Source organism: Variovorax sp. 54 (assembly GCF_002754375.1).
Taxonomy (GTDB): domain Bacteria; phylum Pseudomonadota; class Gammaproteobacteria; order Burkholderiales; family Burkholderiaceae_C; genus Variovorax.
This window is the reverse complement of sequence record NZ_PEFF01000001.1, coordinates 4,983,454-5,008,628: the sequence shown is the minus strand read 5'-3', so window position 1 is coordinate 5,008,628 and position 25,175 is coordinate 4,983,454. Positions and strand designations below refer to the sequence as shown.

20 protein-coding genes are annotated in these 25,175 nt (G+C 68.2%); 4 read left to right on the top strand and 16 right to left on the bottom strand.

The features are described 5' to 3' along the window. Position 1: 1 nt before the first annotated feature. From CLU95_RS22975 to CLU95_RS22965, 3 genes are all read right to left on the bottom strand, one after another. Complete coding sequence (locus CLU95_RS22975) at positions 2 to 2,530, bottom strand: penicillin acylase family protein (RefSeq protein WP_099795727.1); 2,529 nt, start codon at positions 2,528 to 2,530, stop codon at positions 2 to 4. A gap of 116 nt (positions 2,531 to 2,646) precedes the next feature. Next, positions 2,647 to 3,456, bottom strand: a complete 810-nt coding sequence (locus CLU95_RS22970; RefSeq protein WP_099795726.1) for a helix-turn-helix domain-containing protein — start codon at positions 3,454 to 3,456, stop codon at positions 2,647 to 2,649. Positions 3,457 to 3,558: 102 nt separating this feature from the next. Further along, positions 3,559 to 4,512: a LysR substrate-binding domain-containing protein gene (locus CLU95_RS22965; RefSeq protein WP_099795725.1), complete on the bottom strand. Its 954-nt coding sequence runs from the start codon at positions 4,510 to 4,512 to the stop codon at positions 3,559 to 3,561. A gap of 106 nt (positions 4,513 to 4,618) precedes the next feature. Here CLU95_RS22965 and CLU95_RS22960 point away from each other — a divergent pair, with 106 nt between their 5' ends. Beyond that, entirely contained in the window at positions 4,619 to 5,911 is a 1,293-nt protein-coding gene (locus CLU95_RS22960; protein WP_099795724.1) for an MFS transporter, read from the top strand. On the opposite strand, the gene CLU95_RS22955 is transcribed toward CLU95_RS22960, so the two are convergent. Then, entirely contained in the window at positions 5,872 to 6,939 is a 1,068-nt protein-coding gene (locus CLU95_RS22955; protein ID WP_099795723.1) for an adenosine deaminase, read from the bottom strand. The two genes, CLU95_RS22960 and CLU95_RS22955, sit on opposite strands and share 40 nt — an antisense overlap. 232 nt (positions 6,940 to 7,171) lie before the next feature. Here CLU95_RS22955 and fabA point away from each other — a divergent pair, with 232 nt between their 5' ends. From fabA to CLU95_RS22940, 3 genes are all read left to right on the top strand, one after another. Next, positions 7,172 to 7,687 (top strand): 3-hydroxyacyl-[acyl-carrier-protein] dehydratase FabA, encoded by a 516-nt coding sequence (fabA, locus tag CLU95_RS22950; RefSeq protein ID WP_056574156.1) that lies wholly within the window; start codon positions 7,172 to 7,174, stop codon positions 7,685 to 7,687. A 10-nt stretch (positions 7,688 to 7,697) separates the two neighbouring features. After that, positions 7,698 to 8,918 carry a beta-ketoacyl-ACP synthase I gene (fabB, locus tag CLU95_RS22945; protein WP_099795722.1) on the top strand — a complete coding sequence of 407 codons (1,221 nt, stop codon included), beginning with the start codon at positions 7,698 to 7,700 and terminating at the stop codon, positions 8,916 to 8,918. A 104-nt stretch (positions 8,919 to 9,022) separates the two neighbouring features. Further along, positions 9,023 to 9,415: a nuclear transport factor 2 family protein gene (locus tag CLU95_RS22940; protein WP_099795721.1), complete on the top strand. Its 393-nt coding sequence runs from the start codon at positions 9,023 to 9,025 to the stop codon at positions 9,413 to 9,415. Between the two features lie 6 nt (positions 9,416 to 9,421). Here CLU95_RS22940 and CLU95_RS22935 read toward each other — a convergent pair whose 3' ends face one another. From CLU95_RS22935 to CLU95_RS22880, 12 genes are all read right to left on the bottom strand, one after another. Continuing rightward, a complete protein-coding gene (locus tag CLU95_RS22935) occupies positions 9,422 to 9,799 on the bottom strand; it encodes a hypothetical protein (protein ID WP_099795720.1) in 378 nt (125 codons plus the stop codon). 85 nt (positions 9,800 to 9,884) lie between these two features. Further along, positions 9,885 to 11,054: a BMP family ABC transporter substrate-binding protein gene (locus tag CLU95_RS22930; RefSeq protein WP_099795719.1), complete on the bottom strand. Its 1,170-nt coding sequence runs from the start codon at positions 11,052 to 11,054 to the stop codon at positions 9,885 to 9,887. A gap of 52 nt (positions 11,055 to 11,106) precedes the next feature. Beyond that, positions 11,107 to 12,027: an ABC transporter permease gene (locus CLU95_RS22925; RefSeq protein WP_056574139.1), complete on the bottom strand. Its 921-nt coding sequence runs from the start codon at positions 12,025 to 12,027 to the stop codon at positions 11,107 to 11,109. 3 nt (positions 12,028 to 12,030) lie between these two features. Further along, positions 12,031 to 13,194, bottom strand: a complete 1,164-nt coding sequence (locus tag CLU95_RS22920; RefSeq protein WP_099795718.1) for an ABC transporter permease — start codon at positions 13,192 to 13,194, stop codon at positions 12,031 to 12,033. Beyond that, positions 13,181 to 14,737, bottom strand: a complete 1,557-nt coding sequence (locus tag CLU95_RS22915) for an ABC transporter ATP-binding protein (protein WP_099795717.1) — start codon at positions 14,735 to 14,737, stop codon at positions 13,181 to 13,183. The genes CLU95_RS22920 and CLU95_RS22915 overlap by 14 nt, the downstream gene beginning before the upstream one ends. Before the next feature lie 102 nt (positions 14,738 to 14,839). After that, entirely contained in the window at positions 14,840 to 16,237 is a 1,398-nt protein-coding gene (locus CLU95_RS22910; RefSeq protein WP_099795716.1) for an NCS2 family permease, read from the bottom strand. Between the two features lie 77 nt (positions 16,238 to 16,314). Further along, complete coding sequence (locus CLU95_RS22905; protein WP_099795715.1) at positions 16,315 to 17,310, bottom strand: LysR family transcriptional regulator; 996 nt, start codon at positions 17,308 to 17,310, stop codon at positions 16,315 to 16,317. 94 nt (positions 17,311 to 17,404) lie between these two features. Then, entirely contained in the window at positions 17,405 to 19,864 is a 2,460-nt protein-coding gene (gene xdhB / locus CLU95_RS22900; protein ID WP_099795714.1) for a xanthine dehydrogenase molybdopterin binding subunit, read from the bottom strand. Positions 19,865 to 19,866: 2 nt separating this feature from the next. Continuing rightward, positions 19,867 to 21,483 (bottom strand): xanthine dehydrogenase small subunit, encoded by a 1,617-nt coding sequence (xdhA, locus tag CLU95_RS22895; protein WP_099795713.1) that lies wholly within the window; start codon positions 21,481 to 21,483, stop codon positions 19,867 to 19,869. 186 nt (positions 21,484 to 21,669) lie between these two features. Further along, the gene (locus CLU95_RS22890) at positions 21,670 to 22,467 is read right to left on the bottom strand and encodes a sulfite exporter TauE/SafE family protein (RefSeq protein ID WP_257214701.1); all 798 of its coding nucleotides are present in this window, start codon (positions 22,465 to 22,467) and stop codon (positions 21,670 to 21,672) included. A gap of 130 nt (positions 22,468 to 22,597) precedes the next feature. After that, a complete protein-coding gene (locus CLU95_RS22885) occupies positions 22,598 to 23,851 on the bottom strand; it encodes an NRAMP family divalent metal transporter (protein ID WP_099795711.1) in 1,254 nt (417 codons plus the stop codon). Between the two features lie 351 nt (positions 23,852 to 24,202). Continuing rightward, on the bottom strand, positions 24,203 to 25,117 hold the full coding sequence (locus tag CLU95_RS22880) for a LysR family transcriptional regulator (protein WP_099795710.1): 915 nt from the start codon (positions 25,115 to 25,117) through the stop codon (positions 24,203 to 24,205). Positions 25,118 to 25,175 lie beyond the last annotated feature (58 nt).

The following is a 25,175-nucleotide window of genomic DNA, read 5'->3' as shown; positions in this document are numbered from 1 at the left end:
TCTACTCGCTGACGACCGCGCTGCGGTAGGCCGCGTCGCCCTTGATCTCGGCTTCGGAGAACGGCACCTTGAGCCACTTCCCGGCGCTGTAGGCGCGGGTGTAGTCGGCGTTGTGCGCCGAGGCCGGGTCGTCCGACAGCGAGAACGTCAGGAAGGTGTGGGCTTCCACGCCGCCTTCAGGGAAGCGCACGATCTGCATGTAGCTGTTGCCGTTCGGGTTGCCGTCCATGGTGTAGCCGCCCTTGCCCAGACGGTTCTCCGAGCACGCGATGGTGAAGTAGCCCGGGCCGTGGCAGCCGCCGTACAGCGGGATCTTCTGGCCGCCGCGCGTGGCGAACAGGTAGTCGCCGCGCTGCGCATCGAGTGCGAAGCCGCTGGCCTCCACGCGCGCGACGGCCGCGCCGAAGGCCTGCTGCAGGACACTCGCGGCGCCCGCCTTCAGGTCGCGTGGCGTGTGGATCGGATCGCTCGCGCTGAACGGCACGTTGTAGAGCGTGGCCGACGACTGCAGCGCCGCGCGGCTCCAGAACTCGTCCCAGATGTGCGCACCGCGCGCACCGGTCACACCGGTGTTGTTCCAGGCCCGCAGTGCCGCGCAGGCCGGCCCGGTGTCCACATCACGCCCGATGGCGGCGCCGCCTTGCGGATCGGTCGCCACGTTGATCGTCGCCGTCGCGCACACCATGGCCAGCGCCTGGTCCTTGAACAGCTCGGCCGTCAGCACGCGGCTGTTGAGCACCATCTGCTTGACGGTGTCGGCCGTGGCCACCTTGCCGGCGTAGTTGTCGGTGCCGTCGAGCCGCCCCTGCGCCATCAGGTTGCCCAGACGCGTGCGGAAGCTCACGGCCTCCGTGCCCGCGGGACCCATGATGTCCGGGAAGCCGGTCATCGGCGCCTTCGGGTTCGCGAGCCAGTAGCTGTCGTTCGAGTTCTCGACGTAGTCGTCGCGCATCAGGCTGGGCATGCGGGCAGCGCCGAGCGCGCCCTTCTGTGCGGAGTCGGCATCGGTCTGCCAGTCGCATTCGCTCTTCGAGCCGTCGAAGAACGGCACGCGCGGCAGCGAAGCGCCAGCCGCCGCGCCCAACTGCGTGGTGCAGTTGGCCACCTGGGTGGGCGACACGTTGGGAATCGCGCCGATGTCGGCATACCAGGCCTTGGCTGCGCCGCGGCCCACGGCCACGGTGTTGACCCACGGAATGGCCGCTTCCTCGCGCTGGATGGCGATGAACTCATCGAGCGACTTCGCCTGGTTCCAGCGCAGCCAGTTCTTGAAGGTGCGGTAGTTCTCGCCGTTGATGTCGCGGATCGCGAAGGCCGTGGTCTGGCTCCAGGCGAACGGCGCACCGAAGGCCGTGAGGTTGACCATCGGCCCGTACTCCGACTTGTAGAGCGTGCGTGTCACAGGTGCCACGCTGCCGTCGCCCTGTTTCACGTTGACGGTGATGTTCAGCGCCTGCATCTTCACGGGCTTGCCGTCGCGCATGTAGCTGGTCGGGTCGCCCGCTGCGAGCTTCAGTTCGTAGAAGCCGAAGCGCCGCGCGGTCGACACCGTGTGGCTCCACGCGATGTTGTCGTTGAAGCCGATGAGAATCACCGGAATGCCGAGGAACGAGGTGCCGCTGATGTTGAGCTGGCCCGGAATCGTGAGCTGCGCCTGGTAGAAGCGGTCGGGCCCGCGCCAGTACCAGTGCGGGTTGCCGAAGAGCAGCGGGCTGCTGTCGCCGGTGGCCGCCGTGCCGAAACCGATCATGTTGCTGCCCACGCCCTCCTTGCCGCCGACCTGCAGCTCGGGCACGTTGACCGCCGCCAGCTGCAGCGCGGCCTTCTTCGCGCCGCTGCGCGCGGCCATCTTGGTGGGCGCTGCCGGTGCCGGCGCGATCGCATTGGCGATGTTCGGCAGGAAGTTGCTGTACCCGCCCGCGAGGTTGGCCGCGTACATGCGGCGGTAGATGTCCTCGGCCGTGATGGGCTTCACCCAGGCTTCGCTGCGGCAGGCTGCGTGCGCGGTGCCGCTGGCCTTCACGTCGCGCACGTAGCGGTTGTAGCCAGCGGCGAATCCCTCGACCAGCTGCTTCAGGTTGTCGGGCTGGGCCGCGATCATCTTCGCGAGCACATCGGCCGAGATCACCTGCTTGTGGAAGAAGTCGGAGTCGATGTTCTTCGGCCGCGCGATGGTGCTGCTGGCCACGAGCTGCGCATCGCCGCCGAGGTACTGCGAGCGCTCGCCGCGGTAGGTGAGGAAGGAATCGGCCATCGTGCACAGGTCGTCTTCGGCCTGCGCAAAACCGTAGCCGTAACCCACGCCGGGCCAGTTGTCGGCCTTGATGTGCGGCACGCCCAGGGCGGTGCGGCGGATCTCGGCCTTGTAGGCGCCTTCGGCCGGTGGGTTGGTGGGCGGGTTGCCGGCGCCGGGAAAGAACGGGAACCCGCCGCCGCCTCCACCACCGCCGCCGCAAGCGGTGAGTGCAGCGGCTGTGGCCAACGCGAGCAGGGACAGCGGCATGGCGCCGCGCGAGGATGTCTGTCTCATGGATGTCTCCGGTTGATGCTCTCTTGATGGAGCATCCCCAGCTTAGGCAGGCAGACCGGCTGCGGCTTGAACGCAGCCGCTGTCCTGCTGCTGCGCGCCTGGAGACTGCGGAAGACTCAGTGCGCCATCCCGCGCCCCCACGCGTGTGACGCATGCGCGTCGGCCGTCACGCGCACCTGGTTCGACAGGAAGGACGGCGACAGGCCGAAGTAGCGCTGGAAGGTGCGGCTCATGTGCGCCGCATCGGTGAAGCCGCTGACCAATGCCACGTCGGTCAGCGGGCGGCGGGCGGTGAACTGCTGCACCGTGCGGCGCACCTTGGTCCACAGCGCATAGCGCTTGATCGACACGCCCACCTGCTGCGCGAACAAATGTGTGAGCCGGTCGGGCGAGAGAAAGGCCAGTGCCGACAGCTCGCGCAGCGGAATCTGCCCCGCATGCGTGCGAATGGCCTGCAGCACGCGGTCGATGCGCGGGTCGATGGCGGCCTGCAGCTCGGGGCTCTCGGTGATCGACGTGACCAGCTTCGCGCTCAGCACCTGCAGGCGCCGGTCGGACAGCGCGCCGTGCTGCGCCGGTTCGAAGTCGTCGCGCGTGCGTCCGAAGCGGCGCGCATCGATCGGCTGGATGCCGTGGCCGCCCATGTGCCGCGCGAGCATGCGGTAGGCGCTGGAGGCCGGGTCGAGGTTGAGCGACAGCAGCCCGCAGCCGTCGACGTCGAGGCGGCGCGGCACATGCGGCCCCACCAGCGCGGCGGTGCAGCGCACGCGCGTGCCGTCGAGCGCCTCCAGCGTGAAGGGATGGCCGCTCACCGACGCCAGCAGCGTGGCCGACGAACGCGCCGTGAGCCCCGACTGAATCGCCGGTGTGATGTAGAGGAACCTGTCGTCCCACAGATGCAGGGAGTTGTGCCGCGTAATGGTCATGCCGCCTCGCTTGGGTCTTGTCTCTTGCGCTTGTCTTGTCTCTCGCGGCGGATTCTCACGCATTGCGACCCCGGCCCCGGCAAGGGCCTGTGCTCCGCGGGGTCAGCGCGGTGGCACCGTCTGCAACTGCGCGTGCTGGCGCACCGCCTCCAGCAGCAGCGTGGCCAGCCGGCTCGCCGGCGCTTCGGCGCGGGCCTGCGCGCGGTACAGCACGAGCGAGATCTGCGGCAGCGCGGGCAACGAGAGCACCGAGCGGTCGAGCGTGCGCACGTGCGAGGGCAGCCCGAACGGCGTGCGCACGGTCAGGCCCAAGCCGGCCGAGGTCGCGGCCCACAGCGCCGCCAGGCTGGCACTGCCGAAGGCACGGCGCCACGGCAGGCCGGCGCGGTCGAGCGCGGTGATGACGATCTCGCGCAGCGGGCACGGGGCGTCGAGCATGATGAGCGGCAGCGGCTCCTTGCTCTTGACCGCGCGAACGCCCGGGCGGTGCTCGCGCTCGGTCCACCAGGGCGCATCGACGCGCTCGGGCGCGGTCGGGCCGATCCACAGCAGCGGCAGCCGCGCCACGCGCTCGGCGTACGGCGACAGCGGCTGGTCGCCCGCGTCCCAGGCCAGCGCCAGGTCGAGCTGGCCCAGCTCGAGCCGCTCGCGCAGCTCGCCGCTGCGCGCCACGCAGGCCTCGATGCGCACCTTGGGGTGTGCGCGCGCAAAGCGGCCGAGCACGGCCGGCAGCAGCGTCTCGCCGAAGTCTTCCTGCAGGCCCAACCGCACCCAGCCTTGCAGGTCGACGCCGCGCAGGGCGGCGCTGGCCTCGTCGTTGAGTTCGAGCATGCGGTGCGCATAGGCCAGCAGCGTCTCGCCGGCATCGGTGAGCGCCAGGCCGCGGCCCTCCTTGCGGAACAGCACGGTGCCGGCCTGCGCCTCCAGCTTCTTGAGCTGCGCGCTCACGGCCGAGGTCGAGCGGCCCAGCTTGTCGGCCGCGCGCGCATAGCTGCCCAGCGCCATGCCGGTGGAAAAAGTGCGCAGCACGTCGAGATCGAACATCACCTGGGTCATTGCGGAGTCCTTGCGTCGGTTCTTTCATCGTCCTGAATTTCGGGACGATTCGCCCATTATTTTCTGATTTTCAAAACCTTTGCAGCAACGGACACTGCGCTGCAACATGACACATTCGCCCTCTTCTTCCCCGGTGTTTTCACCCCGCCACCGCTGGAAGGTGCTCGCCGCCGGCGTCGCCGCCAACGCGGCTTTCTCGGTCGCCTTCAGCGGCATCCCCATGACCGCCGTGCTCATGCGCACCGGCTACCAGCTCGACAACGCCGCACTCGGCCTGGTGCTCGGCCTCATGGGCCTGGGCATCGCCGTGAGCGAGCTGCCGTGGGGGCTGCTGACCGACCGCTGGGGCGACCGGCCCGTGCTGCTGGCCGGCCTGGGCAGCACGGCGATCGCGTTGGTGGCGATGGCGCTGTGGGCCGCGCCGGGGCATGGCCACATTCCCGGCCTTGGCGTGCTCGGTGCGGGGTTGTTGCTGGTCGGCCTGCTCGGCGGCAGCGTGAACGGCGCGAGCGGGCGCGCGGTGATGACCTGGTTCGACGCCAGCGAGCGGGGCCTCGCCATGAGCATCCGACAGACGGCGGTGCCGCTGGGCGGCGGCATCGGCGCGCTGGTGCTGCCTTTCGTCGCCCTGCACTCCGGCTTTGCCGCGATGTACGGCCTGCTCGCGCTGCTGTGCGCGCTGAGCGCGGCGATGAGCTGGGCCTGGGTGCACGAGCCGCCCATCGCACCTCGTCATGCCAACGCAGAAGCGTCTGCACCGAAGACCGGCCCGCTGCGCGACGTGCGCGTGTGGCGCATCGTGGCCGGCATCGGCATCCTGTGCGCGCCGCAGTTCGCGGTGCTCTCCTTCGGCACGGTGTTCCTGCACGACTTCGGCCATGTAGGCCTGGGCACGATCACCGCCGCGATGGTCTTCGTGCAGGTCGGTGCGATGGCGATGCGCGTATGGAGCGGTCGCTGGACCGACCGCCGCCGCAACCGCCCGGCCTACCTGCGGGCCTGCAGCACGCTCAGCGTGGTGCTGTTCGCGGGCCTGGCCGCGCTGGTGATGGCGGCGGGCACCGAGGCGCCATCACCCGCGCTGCGCGGGGCGCTGATCGCGCTGCTGGCCCTGAGCGGCGTGTGCGTGTCCGCCTGGCACGGCGTGGCCTACACCGAGCTGGCCACGCTGGCCGGCGCGGCGCGCGCCGGCACCGCGCTGGGCATGGCGAACACCAGCGTGTTCCTCGTGTGCTTCGTCACGCCCTTCTCGATTCCGCACCTGCTGACGCTGCAGGGCTGGCCGCTCGTGTGGCTGGCGGCCAGTGCGTGTGCGCTGGTGGCGGTGCCGCTGCTCGTGCCACGGATCGCCGTGGCGAATCAGAAGGTCGCGAAAACGGCGTTGAGCCGGTCGACGTAGGCGCGCTTGGCCGCCGCGTCGATGAAGCTGCCCTCGAAGCTGTTCGCCGCGAGCTGCCAGGCGTGCTGCACGCCGAGCCCGGTCGCTGCAAAGGTCTGCGTGAAGTTCTGGTTCATGTAGCCGCCGAAGTAGGCCGGGTCGTCCGAATTGACGGTGGCGACCAGCCCCGCCTCGAGCAGCGCGCCCAGGTTGTGCTGCGACAGGTCGGGGAACACGCACAGCTTGAGGTTCGACAGCGGGCACACGGTGAGCGGAATGCGGTCTTGCGCCAGCCGCTTCATCAGTGCCGGGTCTTTGGCGCTCTGCACGCCGTGGTCGACGCGCTCGACCTTCAGCACGTCGAGCGCGCTCCATACGTAGGCCGGCGGGCCCTCTTCGCCTGCGTGCGCGACGAGGTGGAAGCCCAGCTCACGGCAGCGCGCGAACACGCGCGCGAACTTCTCGGGCGGGTGGCCGACCTCGCTCGAGTCGAGCCCCACGCCGATGAACTTGTCGCGGTACGGCAGCGCCTGTTCCAGCGTCTCGAAGGCTTCTTCCTCGCTCAGGTGGCGCAGGAAGCACAGGATGAGCGAGGCGCTCACGCCCAGCTTCGGCAGCGCATCGACACAGGCGCGATGCAGGCCGTTGACCACCGTGTCCATCGACACGCCGCGCGCCGTGTGGGTCTGCGGGTCGAAGAACATCTCGGTGTGCACCACGTGGTCGGCGGCGGCGCGCTCCAGGTAGGCCCAGGCCATGTCGTAGAAATCCTGCTCCTTGAGCAGCACGCTGGCGCCGGCGTAGTAGATGTCGAGAAAGGTCTGCAGGTTGGTGAAGGCGTAGGCCTTGCGCAGCTCTTCGACGCTGGCGTACGGAATCGAAACGCCGTTTCGCTGGGCGAGCGCAAAGATCAGCTCGGGCTCAAGGGAGCCTTCGATGTGCATGTGCAGCTCGGCCTTGGGCATGGCGCGCAGCAGCTCGGGCAGGCGTTCGGCGGGAATGCGCTGCGCGAAGCTGGGGTCGAACAGGGGGCGGCTGAAATCGGTCATGGGCGTGGGAAATCGACGTTGTGATCGCGCACAGCATAAGGGCAGACACCCTGCGCGGCATTCCCGAAAACGTATACGCTGCCCACCCCTTTTCCCCCAAACTGATCTGGGTCAAATCGGGCCGCGCAGGATGCGATAGGCTTGGACCCCGGCAGGCCCGGCATCGGGTGTGTTCCCTCCAATCCGCGCCCAGCGTGCATTTGTGCCCTGGCGCCGTTCTTGATCGACTCGCATGACCCTACAAAACGCCTTCACCCGCGAAGACCTGCTGCGCTGCAGCCGCGGCGAACTGTTCGGCCCCGGCAACGCACAGCTGCCCGCCCCGAACATGCTGATGGTGGACCGCATCACCCACATCAGCGCCGAGGGCGGTACCTACGGCAAGGGCGAACTCACGGCCGAACTCGACATCACGCCCGACCTGTGGTTTTTCGCCTGCCACTTCGAGGGCGACCCGGTCATGCCGGGCTGCCTGGGCCTGGACGCCATGTGGCAGCTGGTCGGCTTCTTCCTCGGCTGGCAGGGCCTGCCGGGCCGCGGCCGGGCCCTGGGCTCGGGCGAAGTGAAGTTCACGGGCCAGGTCCTGCCGACCGCCAAGCTCGTCACCTACAGCATCCAGATCAAGCGCGTGCTCAAGGGCAAGCTGAACCTGGCCATCGCCGACGGCTCGGTGAGCGTCGACGGCCGCCAGATCTACACCGCCGAGGGCCTGCGGGTCGGCGTGTTCACTTCCACCGACAACTTCTGAGGGTTTCTCCATGCGACGCGTCGTCATCACCGGTCTGGGCATCGTTTCGTGCCTGGGCAACGACAAGGAGACCGTCTCCGCCAACCTGCGCGCCAGCCGCCCCGGCATCCGGTTCCAGCCGGCCTATGCCGAGATGGGCCTGCGCAGCCAGGTGGCCGGCTCCATCGACCTTCCCCTCGAAGACCTCATCGACCGCAAGCTGTATCGCTTCGTCGGCCACGCGGCGGCCTACGCCTACCTGGCCATGAAGGACGCCATTGCCGATGCCGGCCTGACCGAAGAGCAGGTGTCCAACCCGCGCACCGGCCTCATCGCCGGCTCGGGCGGCGCCTCCACGCTGAACCAGATGGAAGCGCTCGACCTGCTGCGTGAAAAGGGCGTCAAGCGCGTCGGCCCCTACCGCGTGACGCGCACCATGAGCAGCACCGTGTCCGCCTGCCTGGCCACGCCCTTCAAGATCAAGGGCCTGAACTACTCCATCGCCTCGGCCTGCGCGACCAGCGCGCACTGCATCGGCAACGCCATGGAGCAGATCCAGATGGGCAAGCAGGACATCGTGTTCGCCGGCGGCGGTGAAGAAGAGCACTGGACCCAGTCGTTCCTGTTCGACGCCATGGGCGCGCTGTCCACCAAGTACAACGAGACGCCCGAAAAGGCCTCGCGTGCCTACGACGCCGAGCGCGACGGTTTCGTCATCGCCGGCGGCGGCGGCATGGTCGTGGTCGAGGCGCTCGACCACGCACTGGCGCGCGGCGCCAAAATCTACGCCGAAATCGTCGGCTACGGCGCCACCTCCGACGGCTACGACATGGTCGCGCCCAGCGGCGAAGGCGCCGTGCGCTGCATGCAGATGGCCATGTCCACCGTCGACACGCCCATCGACTACCTGAACACCCACGGCACCTCGACGCCCGTCGGCGACGCCATGGAAATGAAGGGCGTGCGCGAAGTCTTCGGCGACAAGGCGCCGGCCATCAGCTCCACCAAGAGCCTGTCGGGCCACTCGCTGGGCGCCGCCGGCGTGCACGAGGCGATCTACTGCCTGCTGATGATGGAAGGCAACTTCATGGCCGGCTCGGCCAACATCGAAGCGCTCGACCCCGAAGTGGCCGACATGCCGATCCTCACCGCGACGCGCGAGAACGCCACCGTCGACACGGTGATGAGCAACAGCTTCGGCTTCGGCGGCACCAACGCCACGCTGGTGCTGAAGCGCTGGCAAGGCGCGTAAGCCTGCCGCCTGCCGGCCCCGTCGCGCCCGCGACGACGGGCCTGCAGGTGCTTCGCTAGACTGGGTTTTCCGTGCTTCCATCCACCCCGCGAGGAGACAGACCCATGGCGATCGACACCCTTTCCACCTGGCACCGGCTCGCCAAGGCACGCGACGTGGCGGGGCTCGATGCCCTGCTGGCCGACGACGCCGTCTTCCTGTCGCCCGTGGTGCACCGGCCGCAGGTCGGCAAGGCCATCACGAAGCAGTACCTCGCCGCGGCGTTCCAGGTCTTCTTCAACGAAAGCTTCCGCTATGTGCGCGAGCTCCAGGGCCCGAACGATGCCGTGCTCGAGTTCGAACTTGAACTGGACGGCATCGCCATCAACGGCGTCGACATGATGAAGTGGAACGCCGACGGGCAGATCACCGAGTTCAAGGTGATGCTGCGCCCGCTGAAGGCGGTGAACCTGATCCACCAGAAGATGGCGGCGCAGCTGCAGGCAGCAGCGCAGTAAGCCCGCTCAGGGGCAGGCCAGTTCCGTCTTGGCCACGGCACACAGCCGGGCCTTCTCGGCCGCAGGCAACGTGAGCCCCGGCATCAGCCCGTCCAGCCGCAGCACCGCCGGGTAGAGGCGCGTGTCCTGCGGGTTCTTGCGGTAGGCGCGCAGCACCAGCTGCTGGCCTTCCTTGCCGCAATGCTGGCGCTGCTGGCGCGCCACTTCCTTGTCGTGCGCCGAGCCGTCGCCGTTGAATTCGCCGGCGAAGTGAAAGCACATTTCCGCGTCGTCCACGGCCTTGCGCAAGCGCTGCTCTTCCTTCGAGAACGTCGGCGGTGCGGCGAACGACATCGACACGGCCAGCAGTGCCGCGCCTGCCGCCATGACCCTCTGCAGCTTCATGGTGTGAATCCCTCTTTCTGAATGAAAAAAGGGCCGTCCGCAGACGACCCTTCTCGTGGCAATCGCCGAAGCGATCGACCAATGATTACTTCTTGTCGCCGCCCGGCACCTTGCCTTCCACGCCCTTGACGTAGAAGTTCACGCCCGACAGGAACTTGTCGTCGGCGACCGCGTCCTTGGCGATCAGCTCCTTGCCGTCCTGGCCGACGATCGGGCCCTTCCAGATCGAGAAGGTGCCGTCCTTCAGGCCCTTCTTCACTTCCTCGACCTTGGCCTTGGCTTCGGCCGGCACGTCTTCGGCGATCGAGACGATGTCGATCGCGCCTTCCTTCACGCCCCACCAGGTTTGGCCGGTGGTCCACTTGCCGTCCAGCGCATCTTGCGTGGTCTTGATGTAGTACGGCGCCCAGTTGATGATGGCCGAACCCAGGTGGGCCTTCGGGCCGTAGGCGGTCATGTCGGAGTCCCAGCCGAAGGCGCGCTTGCCCTTCTCTTGGGCGGTCTTCAGCACGGCCGGCGAGTCGGTGTTCTGGAACAGCACGTCGGCGCCGCCGTTGATCAGCGCGGTGGCGGCTTCGGTTTCCTTGGGCGGGCTGAACCACTCGTTCACCCACACGACCTTGGTCGTGATCTTCGGGTTGACCGACTGCGCACCCAGCGTGAAGCTGTTGATGTTGCGCAGCACTTCAGGAATCGGCACCGAGCCGACCACGCCCAGCGTGTTGCTCTTGGTCATCGAGCCGGCGATCACGCCGGCCATGTACGCGCCTTCGTAGGTGCGGCTGTCGTAGGTGCGCATGTTCTCGGCGGTCTTGTAGCCGGTGGCATGCTCGAACTTCACGTCCTTGCTGTCGTTGGCGACCTTGAGCATGGGCTCCATGTAGCCGAAGGTGGTGCCGAAGATCAGCTTGTTGCCCTGGCCCACGAAGTCGCGGAACACACGCTCGGCGTCGGCCGACTCGGGCACGCTTTCGACAAAAGTGGTCTTGATCTTGTCGCCGAATTCCTTCTCGAGCGCCTTGCGGGCGTTGTCGTGCGCGAACGACCAGCCGCCGTCGCCCACGGGACCGACATAGGCGAAAGCGATGTTCAGCGGAGCGGCCGGTGCAGAGGCCGGAGCGGCTGCGGGCGCCGGTGCCGGCGGTGCAGCGGGAGCGGCCGCCTCTTCCTTCTTGCCGCAGCCGATGAGGGCCGCCGAAGCCACCGCGGTGAGTGCCGCGAGCTTGAGCAGGGAACGCTTGTTCAGATCATTCATTGTCGAAATCCTCAGAAGAAAAGGACGGGTTGGCAAAAAAACGAGAACGCGATTATGAGCCGGGGTAGAACGGTTTCCCCATCGACGCCGGCATGTTGATGCGGATGAAGGCGGGGTTGCGCGAGATCAGCGCCAGCACCACGATCGGCGCGATGTACTGGGCCATGCTGAGGAACTGCGAGGGCACGTCGACGCCGCTGCTCTGCAGATGAAAACCCAGCATCGAGACGCCGCCGAACAGGTAGGCGCCCAGCAGCACGCGGATCGGGCGCCAGGTGGCAAACGTGGTCAGCGCCAGCGCGATCCAGCCGCGGCCGGCCACCATGCCCTCGACCCACAGCGGCGTGTACACGGTCGACAGGTACGCGCCCGCCAGCCCGCACAGCGCACCGCCCGCGATCACCGCCAGGAAGCGGATGCGCCGCACCGGGTAGCCCAGCGCATGCGCCGACTCGGGCGACTCGCCCACCGAACGCAGCACGAGGCCGGCGCGGGTGCGGTACAGAAACCAGATGAGCCCGATGGTCAGCAGCACGGCCACGTACACCATCGGGTGGTGCCGGAACAGCGCCGGGCCGGCCAGCGGAATGTCGGCCAGCACGGGAATGGCGAAGGGCGTGCTCTCGGGCAGCTTGGCCTGCACGAAGCTGATGCCCGCGAAGGCCGAGAAGCCGACGCCGAACAGGCTCAGCGCGAGCCCCGTGGCGTACTGGTTGGTGTTGAGCCAGATCACGAGCACGCCGAAGAACGCGGCGAGCAAGGCACCGGCCGCCATGCCGGCCAGAAAGCCGAGCCAGGGGTTGTGCGTGATGACCACCGTCGCAAAGCCCGCGATGGCGGCGCACAGCATCATGCCCTCGGCGCCGAGGTTGACGATGCCGGCCTTCTCGTTGATCAACAGGCCCAGCGCCGCGATGGCGAGCACGGTGCCCGCGCTCAGGGTCGAGCCCAGCAGGAGTGCGTAGCTTTCCATGGTTCAGAGACCCCCTTCGGTGGCGCGCGCGGTCGGCGCGACAGGCGCGGTTGGCGCAGTGATCGGCGTGCTGACCTGCAGCGAGCTCGTGGTCAGCGTCGCGGCCTTGGCGCCGGCCTTGCGGCGGATGCGGTAGGCGATGAGCGTGTCGCAGGCCAGCAGCGTGAACAGCAGCAGGCCCTGGAACACGCCGGTGAGCGACTTGGGCAGGCCCAGGCGCGATTGCGCGAGTTCGCCGCCGATGTAGAACATGCTCATCAGGAGGGCCGAGAAGATCATGCCCACCGGATGCAGCCGCCCGACGAAGGCCACGATGATGGCCGCGAAGCCGTAGCCTGCGGGCACGTACGGCGTGAGCTGGCCGATGGGGCCCGCCACTTCGAGCGCGCCCGCCAGGCCGGCCGCGCCACCCGAGGTGAGCAGCGCGATCCACACGGCACGGCGTGCCGAGAAACCGGCATAGCGCGCCGCCGCGGGCGCCAGCCCGCCGACCTGCTGCGCAAAGCCCGCGCGCGTGCGGAACAAAAACACCCACAGCGCGCCCGCGCCGACCAGCGCAATGATCAGCCCGATCGACACGCGCGAGCCCTTCATGAGCCGCGGAATCTGCGTCACCGCCTCGAAGGTCTTGGTCTGCGGAAAGTTGTAGCCCTGCGGATCTTTCCAGGGACCGAAGACCAGGTAGCTCAGCATCAGCGTGGCCACGTAGACCAGCATCAGGCTCACGAGAATTTCGTTGGCGTTGAACTTGTCGCGCAGGAACGCGACGATGCCCGCCCACACCATGCCCCCCAGGATGCCCGCCAGCAGAATGGCCACGACGATCCAGCTGCCGGTGCTCTTGTCGGCCAGCAACGCCACGCCGCCCGCCGCGATGGCGCCGCAGACGAACTGCCCTTCGGCGCCGATGTTCCAGACGTTGGAGCGAAAGCACACGGCCAGGCCGAGCGCAATGATGAGCAGCGGCGTGGCCTTCACCATCAGCTCGCCGATGGCGTAGCCGCTCTTGATCGGTTCGTAGAAGAACACCTGCAGGCCCTTGACCGGGTCCTTGCCGAGCGCGGCGAACAGCGCCACGCCGATGAGCACGGTGATCAGGAGCGCCAGGATCGGCGAGGCAAAGCTCCAGAAGCGCGACAGCTCCGGGCGGGGTTCAAGCTTGAGCATGGACGCCCTCCTCTTTCTTCTTGTTGTTGTGGTGCTGCGGTTGGTCCTGCGGCCACAGGCCGCTCATCCACTCGCCGATCTGCGGCAGCGTGGCCGCCGCGCGGTCGATCGAGGGCGACAGCCGCCCCTTGGCAATCACGTGCAGCCGGTCGCAGATGTTGAACAGCTCGTCCAGCTCCTCGCTGATCACGAGCACGGCGCAGCCGGCATCGCGCAGCGCGAGGATCTCGGCATGGATGAGCGCCGCCGCGCCCACGTCCACGCCCCAGGTCGGCTGCGAGACGATGAAGAGCTTGGGGTTGGCGTCGATCTCGCGACCGACGATGAATTTCTGCAGGTTGCCGCCCGACAGCGAGCGCGCCGCCGCGCCCGGGCCGCCGGCCTTCACCTTGAAGCGTTCGATGATGGAACGCGCCTGCTTTTCGAGCTCGGCGGTGCGAATCCAGCCGCCCTTGCCCACCGCATTGCTGCGCGTGAGCAGCAGGTTGTGCGCCAGGCCCAGCGTGGGCACGGCGCCGCGCCCCAGCCGTTCCTCGGGCACGAAATGCAGGCCCAGCGCACGCCGCGCACGCGGGCGCAGCCGGCCGGCCGGCTTGTCGAACACCCGCACCATGGCGGGCTCGGCGCGCACGTCCTCGCCCGAGAGCGTGTACAGCAGTTCCTTCTGGCCGTTGCCCGAAACACCGGCAATGCCGACGACCTCGCCCGCGCGCACGTCGAACGAGATGCCGTCCAGGTCGACGCCGAACTGGTCTTCACGCGCCAGCTTCAGGCCCTGCACGCGCAGCGCCACCGCGCCGGCATGCAACGGGCGGTGCTGCAGCGGCGGCGGCTCGCTGCCGATCATGAGGCGCGAGAGCGATTCGGTGCTCTCGTTGCGCGGGTTGCACACACCTGTGACCTTGCCGCCGCGCAGCACGGTGCAGGCCGTGCACAGCTCCTGGATCTCGTGCAGCTTGTGGCTGATGTACAAGATGCTGCAGCCTTCCGAGGCCAGCTTGTTCAGCACGCCGAACAGGCGGATGACGGCCTGCGGCGTGAGCACCGAGGTCGGTTCGTCCAGGATCAGTAGCTTGGGGTTGGTGAGCAGCGCGCGGATGATCTCCACCCGCTGCATCTCGCCCACCGACAGCGTGTGCACGGGGCGCGCGGGGTCGATGTCCAGGCCGTACTCGCCGGCCTTGGCCGTGATGCTGCGGGCCACTTCGGCCAGCGCGAGCGACTTGTCCAGGCCCAGCCAGACGTTCTCGGCCACGGTGAGCGTGTCGAACAGGCTGAAGTGCTGGAACACCATGCTGATGCCCAGCGCGCGCGCCTGCTGCGGGTTGCGCAGGTTGACCGCCTGGCCGTCGAAGGTGACGGTGCCTTCGTCGGGCTTGACCGAGCCGTAGATGATCTTCATCAGGGTCGATTTGCCCGCGCCGTTCTCTCCGAGCACGGCATGGATTTCGCCGGGCTGCACGGCCAGGGAGATGTCGCTGTTGGCCACCACCGCGGGGTACCGCTTGGTGATGTGCGCCAGCTGGAGTCTGGGGGTTGTCATGCCGGGTTTCGTGGGTTTGTCTCGTTCAACAGCAACAAAGCGGAAGCAGCTATAAGTTTAATAGCGGCTTCCGCGACCATCGGCGCCCGACGGCGCTCTGCTTCAGTGCCCGCCGATGTAGGCGAACTTGAACAGGAAGATCGCCGCGATCACCCACACCATCGCATGCACTTCCCGTGCCCGGCCGGTGCACAGCTTGAGCACGGCGTAGGTGATGAAGCCGAAGGCCAGGCCGTTGGCGATCGAGTAGGTGAAAGGCATGGCCAGCGCCGTGACGGCCGCCGGGATCACCTCGGTCGTGTCTTCCCAGTCGAGCTCGACCAGGTCGCGCAGCATCAGGCAGCCCACGAAGAGCAGCGCCGGTGCGGTGGCGTAGGCCGGCACCGAGCCCGCCAGCGGCGAGATCATCAGGCAGGCCAGGAACAGCAGCGCCACGACCACGGCCGTGAGGCCGGTGCGGCCGCCGGCTTGCACGCCGGCCGCGCTTTCCACGTAGGCCGTGGTGCTCGAGGTGCCGAGCAGCGAGCCCGCGAAGATCGCGCCGCTGTCGGCCAGCAGCGCCTTGTTCATGCGTTCCATCTTGCCGGGCACCAGCAGGCCCGCGCGCTTGGCCACGCCCATCAGCGTGCCGGTGGCGTCGAACATCTCGACCAGGAAGAACACCAGCACCACGTTCAGGATGCCGCCCTTGAGCGCGCCGAGGATGTCCAGCTGCATGAAGGTGGGCGCGATGGACGGCGGTGCGTCGAACACGCCGTGGAACTTGTTGCCGCCGAAGAAGAACGACAGCACCGTCACCAGCATGATCCCGATCAGGATCGCCCCGCGCACCTTCAATCGGTCGAGCGCCACGATGACGAGAAAGCCCAGCGTGGCCAGCACCACCGGCGCCGAGTGCAGGTCGCCCAGCGTGACGAAGGTGGCCGGCGAGGCGGCGACGATGCCCGCGCTCTTCAGCGCGATGAGCGCCAGGAACATGCCGATGCCCACAGTGATCGCCGTTCGCAAGGACTGCGGTATGCCCGCGATGAACAGCTCCCGCAACCCGGTGACCGTCACGATCAAAAAGAGGCAGCCCGAGATGAACACCGCGCCCAGCGCAACCTGCCACGTGTAGCCCATGCCGAGCACGACCACGTAGGCGAAGTAGGCGTTCAGGCCCATGCCCGGCGCCATGGCGATCGGGTAGTTGGCGTACAGGCCCATGATCAGCGTGCCGATGGCCGCGATCAGGCAGGTGGCGACGAAGACGGCGCCCTTGGGCATGCCCGCGTCCCCGAGGATCGACGGGTTCACGAAGATGATGTAAGCCATCGTCAGGAAGGTGGTCAGCCCTGCGATGACTTCGGTGCGCACGGTGGTGTTGTGCTCGGTCAGCTTGAAAAAGCGTTCCAGCAGACCGGCGTTGGCCGGTGCGGTGGCTGCACGCAACGGCGCCGCCTCGGTGGCCCCGGCGGCCCGGGGAGTGGTGGCCTTGGGCACCTCTTCATACCTGTTCATTTCGCTTGTCTCCAGCTGTTGTATGTGGCGGTTTTGTTCATCGTTGCCTCGGTCGCGACGCCGGCGCGACGGAGGGCTCAGGGAGGATCGGAAAGCGGCTCAGCCGGCAGGGCTCGGGCGGCAGTGGCAGGCGCGGCATCGAAGCCGGGCCGCAGCGACGCCGCCACGCCCTTGATGCATTCGCGCAGCCAGCGCGCGGAGCTCGACGAATGCGTGCGTTCGTGCCAGAGCTGGTAGTACATGAGGCGCGGCAGCGCGGCCGGGCACTCGAGGATCTTCACGGGCAGCCGTGCGGCAAAACGCTCGCAGTACTGGCGCCCGGTGGTCAGCACCAGCAGGCTCGAGGCCACCATGTCCGGAATGAGGCTGAAGTGCGCACAGCGCGCCGTGATGTTGCGCTGCCGCCCCAGCTCGTCGAGCATCTGGTCGATGATGCCGCGCCCGCCCGGGTGCATGGGCGTGGGCGCGATGTGCTCGGCCGCCAGCCAGGTTTCCAGGTCCCACCCGCGGCGCACGGCCGGATGGTCCTGGTTGACCAGCGACACCACCTCGTCGCCGAAGAGGCGCGCCATGTGCAGGTCTTCCGGCGGCTTGAGCCAGTTGCCGATCACCAGGTCGACCTGCCCGAGCGCCAGGTGCCCGTGGTAGTCCGAATCGGGCGAGAGCGCATGGATCTCGATCTGGCACAGCGGTGCCTCGCGCTTGACCTGCGCCACCAGCAGCGGCAGGAACAGCGGGTCCATGTAGTCGCTGGCCGCGATGCGGAAGGTGGTGGCCGCCGACTGCGGCTCGAAACCGCGCGCATCCGAGAACAGCATCTCGGCCGCCCGAAGAATGCTGGCCGCGGGCTCGATCATGCGCAGCCCCGCGTCGGTGGGCACCATGCCCGAGCCCGAGCGCACCAGCAGCGGGTCGCCCGACAGCTCGCGCAGGCGCTTCAGCGCGGCCGAGACGGCCGGCTGGTACATGCCCAGGCGGATGGCGGCGCGCGAGACGCTGCGGTCGGTCAGCACGGTATGAAGCACCCGTATGAGATGAAGATCGATCTTGTCGAAAAGCGCCTGGTCTCTCATGGCTGTTCACACCTTTCTTGTCTGTGCGAACAGTTATACAGCGCAACATTTGGAGAACGGAAGGACGCTCGGACCGTGCGAGCACGGCCGGTGCTCATTCGCCAGAGGCTGCCTGCACCGCGGTCAGGGCGCGGAGGATGGATTCGCTCGTGGCCGGCGCCTTCAGCGGCGGATCGACCCGGTGCCCGCCCGCGGCCGACACGGCATCGCGGATCGCGAAGAACACCGAGAACGGCAGCAACAGCGGCGGTTCGCCCACGGCCTTGCTGCGGTGAATGGAGTCTTCGACGTTCTGGCCCTCGAACAGGCGCACGTTGAACACCGGCGGGCAGTCGTTGGCCGTCGGGATCTTGTAGGTGCTCGGCGCGTGCGTGGTGAGCTTGCCGCTCGCCGGATGCCACACGAGCTCTTCGGTGGTGAGCCAGCCCATGCCCTGGATGAAGGCGCCCTCGACCTGGCCGATGTCCACGGCCGGGTTCAGCGACTTGCCCGCGTCGTGCAGGATGTCGGCGCGCAGCAGCTTCCATTCGCCCGTGAGGGTGTCGACCACCACCTCGCTCACCGCTGCGCCGTAGGCGTAGTAGTAGAACGGGCGGCCCTGCATCTTGTCCTTGTCCCAGCTCAGGCCGGGCGTGGCATAGAAGCCGTCGGACCACAGCTGCTTGCGGTCGAGGTAGGCCTCGCCCACGACGGTGCTGAAGGCCAGCGTGCGGCCGTTCACTTCGACCTGGTCGTTGGCAAAGCGCACGTCGGCAGCGTTGCCGCCGTGGCGCGTGGCCGCGCAATCGGCCAGGCGTTCGCGGATCTGGCGCGCGGCATCCTGCGCGGCCTTGCCGTTCAGGTCGGCGCCGGTCGAGGCGGCCGTGGCCGAGGTGTTGGCCACCTTGGTCGTGTCGGTCGCGGTGACGCGCACGCGCTCGAAGCTCACGCCCAGTTCGTGTGCCACCACCTGCGCCACCTTGGTGTTCAGGCCCTGGCCCATCTCGGTGCCGCCGTGGTTCACGAGGATCGAGCCGTCGGTGTACACGTGCACGAGCGCGCCGGCCTGGTTGAAGTGCTTCACGTTGAACGAGATGCCGAACTTCAGCGGCGCCAGCGCCAGGCCGCGCTTGAGCACGACGCTCTTCTTGTTGAAGGCGGCGATCTCTTCGCGGCGCAGGCGGTAGTCGCTGGTTGCTTCCAGCTCGGCCACGAGTTCGTGGACGATGTTGTCGGTCACGGTCTGGCGGTACGGCGTGACGTTGTTCTCGCCCTTGCCGTAGAAGTTGACGCGCCGCACGTCGAGCGGGTCGCGCTTCAATTCGCGCGCCACCGAGTCCATGATGTTCTCGATGGCAATGGCGCCCTGCGGGCCGCCGAAGCCGCGGAAGGCCGTGTTGCTCTGCGTGTTGGTCTTGCCCGAGAAGCCGTGCATGCTCACGTTGGGCAGCCAATAGGCGTTGTCGAAGTGGCACAGCGCGCGCGTCATCACCGGGCCCGACAGATCAGCCGAATGGCCGGCGCGCGAGACCATGGTGATCTCGGCGCCGAGGATGCGGCCCTCGTCGTCGTAGCCCACGTCGTACTCGTACCAGAAGCAGTGGCGACGGCCGGTGATCATGAAGTCGTCGTCGCGGTCCAGGCGCAGCTTCACGGGGCGCTGCAGCTGGCGCGCCGCGATGGCCGCCACGCAGGCAAAGATCGCCGACTGCGATTCCTTGCCGCCGAAGCCGCCGCCCATGCGCCGGCATTCCACATGCACTTCGTTCGAGGACAGGTGCAGCGCGTGCGCCACCAGGTGCTGCATCTCGCTCGGGTGCTGCGTCGAGCAGTGGATGTGCAGCGTGCCGCCCTCTTTCGGAATGGCGTAGCTGATCTGGCCTTCGAGGTAGAACTGTTCCTGGCCGCCCACATCGAGCGTGGCCTGGTGGCGGTGCGGTGCCTTGGCGATGGCGGCGCGCACGGCGGCCTCGTCGCCTTCGTTGGCGGCTCCGCCGCTGCGCACGATGTGCATCGGCGGCACCACATACTGGCCGCGCGCATGCGCGTCCTGCGGCGTAATGACGGGCGGCTGCGCCTCGAGGGTGATCGCGTCCTTGGCCTTGGCGGCGGCGCGGCGCGCGGCCTCGCGGGTTTCGGCGATCACGGCGAACACGGGCTGGCCGAGGTAGCGGATCTGGCCGCCGTCGTTCACGGGCAGCAGGATCGGGTCGTCATGGACGATCGAACCGCAGTCGTTGGTGCCGGGGATGTCGTCGGCGGTGAGCACCGCGACCACGCCGGGCATGGCGCGAATCGCGTCGAGCGACAGCGCCGTCACGCGGCCGTTGGCCACCGGCGACAGGCCCAGCGCGCAGTGCAGCGTGCCGGCGAGTTCGGGAATGTCGTCGATGTAGGTGGCTTCGCCGGCCACGTGCAGGTGCGCCGACTCGTGCGGGCGGCTGATGCCCACGCGCATGCCGCGGTCGTGCGCCAGCGCTTCGGCGCCCACGTCGATGCGGGCGGCGGTGTTCTTCAGGTAGTCGGCAAAGGCCTCGGCGGGCTGCAGCAGGCGGGCGTCGATGGGTTTGTTCATGGTCAGAGTCCTTCCGCCGCCACCTTGGCAACGACATGAGGCATCACGCTCCAGACGCTGGTTTCCTCGAGGGACAGCGCGTCCTGCGTGCGGGTTTCGAGCCACAGGCGCTGGATCAGGTTCTGCGCCACCTGCAAACGGTAGTCGGCCGAGGCCCGCATGTCCGAGAGCGGCTTGAAGTCTTGCGCCAGCGCCAGCTTGGCGGTCGCCACGCTGGCCTGCGTCCAGGGCTTGCCGACGAGCGCGGCTTCGGCGTTGGCGGCGCGCTTGACGGTGGCGGCCATGCCGCCGAAGGCCAGGCGCACGGCCTTCACCGTGTCGCTGCCGTCGTCTTCCAGTTCGATGGCGAAGCCTGCGCACAGCGCCGAGATGTCGCAGTCGAAGCGCTTGCTGATCTTGTAGGCGCGCACCTGGCGGCGCATGGCGGCCAGCGGCACGGCCAGCCCCTGCACGAACTCGCCGGGCTGCAGCTGGTTCTTCATGTAGTCGAGGTAGAACTCGGGCAGCGGCATGCGGCGCACGGCGTCGCCGCGGCGCAGTTCGATCTGCGCGTCGAGCGACATCAGCACCGGCGGCGAATCGCCGATGGGCGAGCCGTTGGCGACGTTGCCGCCCATGGTGCCGGCATGGCGGATCGGCGGCGAGGCAAAACGCAGCCACACGTCGGCGAGGCTGGGCACGCGCTCGACCAGCGCGCCGAAGGCAGCTTCGAGCGAAGCGCCGGCGCCGATGTACAGCTCGTCGGCACGCGCTTCGACCGTCTTCATCTCGGCCACGTCGCCGACATAGATGATGTCGCCGAGGTCGCGGAACTGCTTGTTGACCCACAGGCCGACGTCGGTCGAGCCGGCCAGCAACTGGGCGCCCGGCTTCTGCACGCGCAATGCGGCGAGCTGGGCGATGGTCTTGGGCGCGTGGAAGTGGTCGATGCGGGCGCCGAGCGGGGCCGCGTAGTCCAGGCCGTCGTGCTTCAGCGCGGTGAGCGCGGCCACCACGGGCGCGGTGTCCAGGCGCACGGCCGGCAGGTCGAACATGCGCTGGCCGGCATCGAGGATGGGGCGGTAGCCGGTGCAGCGGCAGAGGTTGCCCGACAGGTCGTCGGCCAGCTGCTGGCGCGTGGGCTGCGTGCCCTCGGCCTGGTGGTGTTCGTAGGTGGCCCACAGCGACATCACGAAGCCCGGCGTGCAGAAACCGCACTGCGAGCCGTGGCAGTCGACCATGGCCTGCTGCACGGGGTGCAGCGGGTGGACAGCGTGCTTGGCGGTGGGTTCCGTCTTGGGCTTGCACTGCGATGCACACTGGCCCTTGAGGTCTTCGACCGTGAACAGCGCCTTGCCGTGCAGCGTGGGCAGGAACTGGATGCAGGCGTTGACGGTCTGCAGCTGCAGGCCGTCGACCGCGCCGGGTGCGTGGGCGTCGGTGGCCAGCTCGCCGATGACGACGGTGCAGGCGCCGCAGTCGCCTTCGTTGCAGCCTTCCTTGGTGCCGGTGCAACGCGCGTCTTCGCGCAGCCAGTCGAGAACGGAGCGGGTCGGATGGACCCCGCTGACGTCGACGATCTTTCCGCGATGGAAGAAGCGGATCGGTTGAATCGGATTACTGCGGCTCTCGGTGCTCATGCTTTTTCAGGCTCGTGGGCGGCCCGTCATGGGCCAGTCATGGACGTTAGCGGCTTGCGTGGGGTCTTGCATACGGGCACGCCCATAACGCGTATGTGAGGGTCGGTATGCCACGTCCGGGGAAACCCTTGGATTGACGTTGCAATTCCCGGGCCACGCCGGAAACCGAGGGTTTTCAGCCGGTTCTCAGCCGTGCGCGATGGCGGTCCAGGCGGTGGCCAGCAGCGTCACGCCGGCCGCAAACAGCAGGCCGGCGACCAGCCATTGCAAGGTGCGCGGTTGCAGCTTGTTGGGCAGGCGATGGTGCAGCCGCGTGGCGGCGTAGACCACGGGCATGGCGCAACCGGCCAGCAGCGCCGAGTGCCACGAGAAGTGGCCCGTGGGCACCACGATGACGAGCCGCACGAGCGAGTTGAAGGCGAACATCAGCAGCAGCGCGCGGCGCACCAGTTCGCGGTCCAGCGGCTGGCGGTACATGTGGAAGACGATGGGCGGGCCCGAGGCCGAGAACAGCCCGCCCAGCACGCCCGAGAGCCCGCCGATGAGGGCGAAGCTGGTGCGGCCCGACACGGCCGGCAGCGGCTTGCCCTGCAGCAACAGCAGCACGGCGCAGATCAGGATCGACACGCCCAGCAGGCCCCGCAGCCACGATACGGCGCTGCCGCTGAGCCACACGAGCAGCATGAGTCCGACGATGACGCCGACGGTGCTGCCGTTGAGCGCGGGCTTCATGAGCTGCCAGGGCACGGGGCCGGGACGCGCGCGGAAATAGGTCCAGGCGTTGATGAGGCTCAGCACGGTCGCGGCATTGGCCGCGTCGTTCACGCTGGCGATGTCGAACACCGACACCAGGCCCAGCAGGATGAGGCTGAATGCAAAGCCCGTGAGGTTCTGCGCGTAGGTGGCCAGGCCCACGCAGGCCATGAAGATGAGCACCGGGACGGCGCCGGAAAGCACCGCCTGCACCGCTGACGCCGTCAGCACGCGCGACGGCGCGCGAGGCGGTGGAAGAAGGCGTGGGAGGGGAAGGAAGAAACGGACATGCGGGGGGACATCAGGGCAACGGAAACGCCGGAGGGCGGCCACCCGAGAATACCGCGCCCGCCCACCCCTCTCAGTGCATCAGGTCCCAGCCCATCATCAGCGCGGCGAAGCCCATCAGCGCGGTGCCGCCCCAGCCGAACCAGCGGGTTCGCCGCCCGGAGGTGAACGCCCCCATCACCTTCTCGCGGGTCACCAGCACCATCATGGCCGCCATGATCGGCACGGCCACCACGCCGTTGATGACCGCGCTCCAGTACAGCGCCTTCATGGGGTCGACGGGCGTGAAGTCGAGCCCCGTGCCCACCAGCGTGGCCACGGCGATGATGGCGTAGAACTCCTTGGCCTCGCGCCAGTGCCGCTCCAGCCCCTCTTCCCAGCCGAAGGCCTCGGCCACGGCATAGGCCGCCGACGAGGCCAGCACGGGCACGGCCAGCAGCCCGGTGGCGATGATGCCGCCGGCGAACAGCCAGAACGCGAAGTCGCCGGCCAGCGGGCGCAGCGCCTCGGCGGCCTGCGCGGCGGAGGTCACGTCGTGCACGCCGCCTGCGTACAGGACCGAGGCCCCGACCACCATCACGAAGAACGCGATGAGGTTGGAGAAAGTCATGCCCATCCAGGTGTCGATGCGCACGCGCCCGAGGTCGTGGCGCACCTGCTTGTCGGTGCCGCGCCGCCCGCCCTTCAGGCGCCGTTCCTCGACTTCCTGCGAGGCCTGCCAGAAGAACAGGTAGGGCGAGATGGTGGTGCCGAGAAGCGCCACGAGCATCATCCAGTAGTCGCTGCTCCACTGCAGTTTGGGCACGACGAGGTCGTGCAGCACCCGCCCCCACTCCACCTGCACCACGAACACGGCCGCCACGTAGGCGAACAGGGTGAGCGTGAGCCACTTGAGGATGTGGGCCAGCTTGCGGTACGGCACGAACACCTGCAGCAGGACGGTGACCACGCCGAAGATCAGCGAATGGAAGTGCGCGTGGCCGCCCACCACCAGTTGCAGCGCCTCGCCCATGGCGGCGATGTCGGCCGCGATGTTGATGGTGTTGGCCACCACGAGCAACGCCACGAGCGTGACGAGAAAGCCGCGCGGCATGTGTTCGCGCAGGTTGGCCGCAACGCCCTTACCGGTGACGCGGCCGATGCGGGCCGACACGAGCTGGATGGCCACCATGAACGGCAGCGACAGGAACACGGTCCACAGCAGGCCGGTGCCGAACTGGGCCCCGGCCTGGGTGTAGGTCGCGATGCCCGACGGGTCGTCGTCGGCCGCGCCGGTGATGACGCCGGGGCCGACGTGGCGCAGGAAGGAGGGGATGCGTTTCTTCATGTTCTGCTGGCTTTTTTGGGCGCTGTTGTTTCTGGGCGCGTGCACAGGACACCGGGTACTCCCCTCCGCGAATGTCCCCCGCTTCGCTCCTCCTTGATTTCGCTGCGGGGAGCACCCGGTGCCCTGCGCACCTGGGCACGCTGCTGGTGCTCGCCGATCAACGACCGCCGCTGACAACGATCACGCTGATGGGGTGCCTTGCGCAGCGAAATAAAGGGAGAGGCCGCAGGCGGGGGACATTCGCGGAGCAAGGTGCCCCGTCGGCGCGATCGCACCCCGAACCCGACACACAACGCAAGCCCGATGGTTGCACGCCCAACCTGACCGCCACATGAATCGGAACCCGTCGCCTCAGGCCTTTTCCGAGAACAAAGCCACGATCACCTGCCGCAACCACCGGTTCCCCGGGTCGGCCTCGAAGCGCTTGCTCCAGTGCAGCGACACCGTGAAGTCGCGCAGTGGAAACGGCGGCTCGACGATGGCGTAGCCGCCTTCGGCGGCGAAGCCGCGCGCGATGTTGCGCGGCATCACCACGGCCAGGTCGGTGGCGCGCACGATGGCGGGCAGCACCATGAAATGCTCGGTCGTCAGGCGCAGGCGGTCTTCGAGGTTCAGCAGCTGCAGGATGCGCAAGGTGTCGGCATGGGTGCGCACGGCCACGTAGTCGAGCTCGTGCAGCGCGGCGAGCAGCGCCTGGCCGCTGCGCCGGCGCTTCACGAAGGGATGGTCGTGGCGCAGCAGCACGATGTAACGGTCTTTCAGCAGCTGGGTGCGCTGGGTGTCCTTCACGTGCGGCAGGAAGCCGAAGGCGCAGTCGACCTTGCCGCTGTCGAGTGCGGTGGCGATGTCGCCCGGCGCGAGCGGCATGGTTTCCACGCGCACGCCCGGCGCCAGCTCGCGCAGCCGCGCCATCAGCGCGGGCAGGAAGCGACCCTCGCCGATGTCGCTCATGTGGATGCGGAACAGCTTGCGCGAGGCGGCGGGGTCGAAGCGCTCGGGCTCGCTCAGCGCCTGCTGCAGCATGGCCAGCGCCGACTGCACGGGCACGGCCAGCCGCTCGGCGCGCGGCGTGGGCGCGACGCCGCCGAGGCTGCGCGTGAACAGCGCGTCGCCCAGCAGCAGGCGCAGCCGTGTGAGGCCGTGGCTGGCCGCCGGCTGCGTGAGGCCCAGCGCCTCGGCGGCGCGGCTCACGTTGCGGGTGCGGTAGACGGCGTCGAACAACCGCAGCAGGTTGAGGTCGACCGCGTCGATATGCACGCCATTCATATTCGATAGCTGGCTCATTGCATTGAAGTATGACGCAGGCCCGCCCACACTCCCGCGT

Excerpts from the sequence above, each read along its gene's own strand:
- CLU95_RS22920 (WP_099795718.1), bottom strand. The coding sequence starts at position 13,194 with ATGCTCAAGCTTGAACCCCGCCCGGAGCTGTCGCGCTTCTGGAGCTTT.
- CLU95_RS22935 (WP_099795720.1), bottom strand. The coding sequence starts at position 9,799 with ATGAAGCTGCAGAGGGTCATGGCGGCAGGCGCGGCACTGCTGGCCGTG.
- CLU95_RS22885 (WP_099795711.1), bottom strand. The coding sequence starts at position 23,851 with ATGAAGAAACGCATCCCCTCCTTCCTGCGCCACGTCGGCCCCGGCGTC.
- CLU95_RS22975 (WP_099795727.1), bottom strand. The coding sequence starts at position 2,530 with ATGAGACAGACATCCTCGCGCGGCGCCATGCCGCTGTCCCTGCTCGCG.
- xdhB (WP_099795714.1), bottom strand. The coding sequence starts at position 19,864 with ATGAACAAACCCATCGACGCCCGCCTGCTGCAGCCCGCCGAGGCCTTT.
- fabA (WP_056574156.1), top strand. The coding sequence starts at position 7,172 with ATGACCCTACAAAACGCCTTCACCCGCGAAGACCTGCTGCGCTGCAGC.
- CLU95_RS22970 (WP_099795726.1), bottom strand. The coding sequence starts at position 3,456 with ATGACCATTACGCGGCACAACTCCCTGCATCTGTGGGACGACAGGTTC.
- CLU95_RS22915 (WP_099795717.1), bottom strand. The coding sequence starts at position 14,737 with ATGACAACCCCCAGACTCCAGCTGGCGCACATCACCAAGCGGTACCCC.
- CLU95_RS22965 (WP_099795725.1), bottom strand. The coding sequence starts at position 4,512 with ATGACCCAGGTGATGTTCGATCTCGACGTGCTGCGCACTTTTTCCACC.
- CLU95_RS22960 (WP_099795724.1), top strand. The coding sequence starts at position 4,619 with ATGACACATTCGCCCTCTTCTTCCCCGGTGTTTTCACCCCGCCACCGC.
- CLU95_RS22910 (WP_099795716.1), bottom strand. The coding sequence starts at position 16,237 with ATGAACAGGTATGAAGAGGTGCCCAAGGCCACCACTCCCCGGGCCGCC.
- CLU95_RS22880 (WP_099795710.1), bottom strand. The coding sequence starts at position 25,117 with ATGAATGGCGTGCATATCGACGCGGTCGACCTCAACCTGCTGCGGTTG.
- fabB (WP_099795722.1), top strand. The coding sequence starts at position 7,698 with ATGCGACGCGTCGTCATCACCGGTCTGGGCATCGTTTCGTGCCTGGGC.
- CLU95_RS22925 (WP_056574139.1), bottom strand. The coding sequence starts at position 12,027 with ATGGAAAGCTACGCACTCCTGCTGGGCTCGACCCTGAGCGCGGGCACC.
- CLU95_RS22955 (WP_099795723.1), bottom strand. The coding sequence starts at position 6,939 with ATGACCGATTTCAGCCGCCCCCTGTTCGACCCCAGCTTCGCGCAGCGC.
- CLU95_RS22940 (WP_099795721.1), top strand. The coding sequence starts at position 9,023 with ATGGCGATCGACACCCTTTCCACCTGGCACCGGCTCGCCAAGGCACGC.
- CLU95_RS22930 (WP_099795719.1), bottom strand. The coding sequence starts at position 11,054 with ATGAATGATCTGAACAAGCGTTCCCTGCTCAAGCTCGCGGCACTCACC.
- CLU95_RS22905 (WP_099795715.1), bottom strand. The coding sequence starts at position 17,310 with ATGAGAGACCAGGCGCTTTTCGACAAGATCGATCTTCATCTCATACGG.
- xdhA (WP_099795713.1), bottom strand. The coding sequence starts at position 21,483 with ATGAGCACCGAGAGCCGCAGTAATCCGATTCAACCGATCCGCTTCTTC.